The organism is Sphingomonas flavida (assembly GCF_036663655.1).
Lineage (GTDB): Bacteria > Pseudomonadota > Alphaproteobacteria > Sphingomonadales > Sphingomonadaceae > Sphingomonas.
In genome coordinates this window covers 1-3,294 of the sequence record NZ_JAXOJH010000042.1, presented here as the reverse complement: position 1 = coordinate 3,294, position 3,294 = coordinate 1, and the positions used below count along the sequence as shown (strand labels likewise).

Annotated in this window: 4 protein-coding genes; 2 read left to right on the top strand and 2 right to left on the bottom strand. The window is 54.9% G+C overall.

What is annotated here, in order from left to right; all coding sequences use genetic code 11:
* Positions 1-135 precede the first annotated feature (135 nt).
* On the bottom strand, positions 136-2,094 hold the full coding sequence (locus U1703_RS18755; RefSeq protein ID WP_332786959.1) for a polysaccharide biosynthesis protein: 1,959 nt from the start codon (positions 2,092-2,094) through the stop codon (positions 136-138).
* A 98-nt stretch (positions 2,095-2,192) separates the two neighbouring features.
* Here U1703_RS18755 and U1703_RS18750 point away from each other — a divergent pair, with 98 nt between their 5' ends.
* Together U1703_RS18750 and U1703_RS18745 are read left to right on the top strand one after the other, a co-directional pair.
* Positions 2,193-2,774 (top strand): sugar transferase, encoded by a 582-nt coding sequence (locus tag U1703_RS18750; protein WP_332786958.1) that lies wholly within the window; start codon positions 2,193-2,195, stop codon positions 2,772-2,774.
* Between the two features lie 147 nt (positions 2,775-2,921).
* Entirely contained in the window at positions 2,922-3,119 is a 198-nt protein-coding gene (locus U1703_RS18745; RefSeq protein WP_332786957.1) for a hypothetical protein, read from the top strand.
* Positions 3,120-3,168: 49 nt separating this feature from the next.
* Here the strand turns inward: U1703_RS18745 and U1703_RS19025 are convergent.
* On the bottom strand, positions 3,169-3,294 hold a 126-nt coding region (locus U1703_RS19025; protein ID WP_443025851.1), incomplete at its 5' end, for an integrase core domain-containing protein.

Here is a 3,294-nt window from a genome sequence, read left to right as displayed (position 1 = left end):
CACGTGATAAAGCTCGACCCATTCGCGCCAGCCTCCTTCCCCAGCACGGATCGTGAATCAGAAAACGGCCGTCATGTGAAGCCCCGATGATTCAATTCGGCTGAAAACCGCTCTAGAACTAGGGTTTCCATGCCGTCAGGCGACTTGTGGTGTGGAAATTACATTTTGCGTTTCCATATAGACATAGTCAACGTTGCCGGCATTCGGATTGAATCCGTATACCGTGTTGCATAGGATCGTCCGGATTTGGTCGGGGTGTCCTGCCTCGATTGCCGCGCGTAAATTATCGAGCTGCACCTGCAATTCGGATGAAGGCAAGAAATGCTCAATTGCCTTACGAATACGGGGATGTTGGGTGACGATCGGTGCATCCTTGATGAGTAGCTCTTCATAGAGCTTTTCACCTGGTCGAAGTCCGACTGTCTTCAGTTCGATGTCGCCGAACGGATTCGACGCATCACGTACGGTCAAACCCGACAACTCGATCATGTTTCGAGCAAGATCGACGATGCGGACCGGTTCGCCCATGTCGAGTACGAACACTTCTCCCCCCGATGCCATCGCGCCAGCCTGAATGACTAGTTGCGCAGCCTCCGGGATTGTCATGAAAAAGCGCGTTATACGCTCGTCGGTAATAGTGACGGGACCACCCGCCATGATCTGCTGACGGAACAGTGGAACGACCGATCCGGACGAGCCCAGCACATTGCCGAAGCGGACCATCGACAGGCACGTCTTGTCGCTGTCTTGGGCTAATGCCTGCAGGACCATTTCGGCGAACCTCTTGGTCGCGCCCATCGTATTGGTGGGCCGCACAGCCTTGTCTGTACTGACGAGTACAAAATTCGGAATCTTGTGACGGACACACGTTTGAGCGACTATCAGGGTGCCAAAGACGTTGTTCTCGACGCCTTGGATAGGATTATGCTCGACCAGGGGCACGTGTTTATAGGCAGCCGCGTGATACACATGGCTGGGTAGCCAGCAGGAAATCACTTCATTGATGCGACGCGCATCGCATACCGACCCCAAAAGTGGAACCAATTGGGTCGATAGGGCGGGATCCTTTTCTCGACCACGCGCAATGATAAGTTCAAGTTCACGGTGGATGCTGTACAAAGCATATTCATTGCTATCGAGCAGCAGCAGTTTTTGGGGGTGGGCCGACAGAATTTGACGGCACAGTTCCGAGCCGATCGATCCTCCAGCACCCGTGACTAGGGTTGTCTTTCCCCTGATGTGCTTATCCATCAAGTCGGGTTGCGATTCGACAACGTCACGCCCAAGAAGATCGTGAATATCGAGATTGGTGATATTGTTGCCGGATTGCTCGCTGAGCGCCAGTTCAATAATATCCGGTAGCGTACGTACACGAACCCGCAACGCCCTGAGTACCGATAAAATCTCGTTCCGCCTGTGCTGCGTTGCCGACGGTATCGCCAAAAGCACTTCATCGACCAACATTTTCTTGGTCAACCTCAGCACATGACTGGGGGGATATACGCGGATGCCATTGACCGAGGCACCCTGCAATTCCTTCGCGTCATCCAAAAAACCGGCAACTTTCATCTCCCGGCGGCTCTGAATGGCCGCTGCGAGTTGTCGCCCCGAAACACCTGCACCATATATCAGGACACGTGGCGGGCCACTCCGATTATCCCGGCGATCCAGGACGCCGTGCAGCAGTTGATGTGCCGCAATACGTGCCAGTACCATGAATACAAAAAGCAGGACGGGTTGGATGATACCGACTGTTCTGGGAACGCCTGGCACACTCCATGCCGCAAATATCGCTGTATAGGCCAGCGCATAGATAAGAGAGCTGAACAGGATAAGCTGGAATCCCACACCCTCGGCGTGGCGGAAGACAGGACGGTAAACGCCAGCCAATGTGAAGATCGGTAAGGCCAGTGCGAGCGATCCAATGACCGCCGTTCCGGGGGCGCCGTATAATGGCACCCAGATGCTCAGCCGTAGAAAATAAGCGACCCAGACAGCAAGAACGCATAGACTTGCATCTACCGTGATAATCAACGTTCTTTTCATCCAACGGGGTAACCCGATGGCCATCTGCGCTAAGGTTACCAACCGCATTAGGGACTCTGGTCTTTCATGTGAACGCATCAAAATGGGGCTTTATACCCGATCGTGCCACTTGACCAGTCGACGGCATTCCACGTACGGCCCCCCCCATGCGTTGCCATCCGTCACAGTCCGTCGCAAAGCGTGGTTTTGACTTGGCATTGGCGTTGACGCTGATGATTCCCGCGATCGTAATTTGTGCGATCGCGATGACCATCATCTGGTTCGACGATCGTGCTAACCCAATTTTCACGCAGCGCCGACTTGGTCGTGATGGCCAGGTGTTCCACTTGGTGAAGCTGCGCACGATGCGCGTGGGGACCGGTGACCTACCGTCACATGAAGCCCGAGCCGCCAGCATCACACGAATGGGCGCTTTGCTGCGGCGGACCAAACTTGACGAACTTCCACAGCTGGTCAACGTCATCCGCGGTGAAATGAGTTTCGTCGGCCCCCGTCCGGGTCTTCCTAGTCAGACTATTCTCGCCGAGGCCCGTCATCGCTACGGCGTCGATCGACTTTTGCCGGGTATCACAGGTATGGCTCAGGTCCAAGGTATTGATATGTCAACGCCGGAAAGGCTTGCCGAAGTCGATGCGGCCTATCTGGTTAAATGGTCACTTCGGCGCGATATTTGTATCCTGATGCATACCGCACTGGGGGGCGGTCGGGGCGATGCCGTTCGGCAATAGCCTTTCCTATCATACATATATTTTCGGCACTGAACCGCCCCATGATTTGCCGACGTGACGTAGCCTATGCGGTCAAAGAGGTGATGGTCTTTGGACCGGTATCAGCAGGATCGACATTCATCTTAACCTGATCATGGCGGCGGCGAGATGAACGAAGCCGGTGAAGTAGATGAGGCGGCGATCGTAACGAGTGGCGAAGCGTCGGAAATGCTTGAAACGGCTAACGCATCGCTCGATCTGATTGCGATTTTTGTAGATGCCTGCATCATGCGAGATGGCGACCCTGCGGTTGCGCTTGGAGGGGATCACCGCCTCGGCGTGCATTGCCGCGATCTGACCACGTAAGACGTTGCCACCATACGCCTTGTTAGCTCTTTGACGGTCCCCCAATTTTTCATCCGGGTGTGATGCGAGCTTCCGGACTGCATCCGCCGGGGTTAACCCCGGCGGATGCAGCATATTCGGCTGGCGTCAGCCAGCCAAGCGCCGTGTGAGGACGTCTCTCGTTATAGTCTCGACG

Bases quoted from the DNA above. Each gene is read 5' to 3' on its own strand.
- U1703_RS18755 (WP_332786959.1), bottom strand. From the start codon at position 2,094: ATGCGGTTGGTAACCTTAGCGCAGATGGCCATCGGGTTACCCCGTTGG.
- U1703_RS18750 (WP_332786958.1), top strand. From the start codon at position 2,193: ATGCGTTGCCATCCGTCACAGTCCGTCGCAAAGCGTGGTTTTGACTTG.
- U1703_RS18745 (WP_332786957.1), top strand. From the start codon at position 2,922: ATGAACGAAGCCGGTGAAGTAGATGAGGCGGCGATCGTAACGAGTGGC.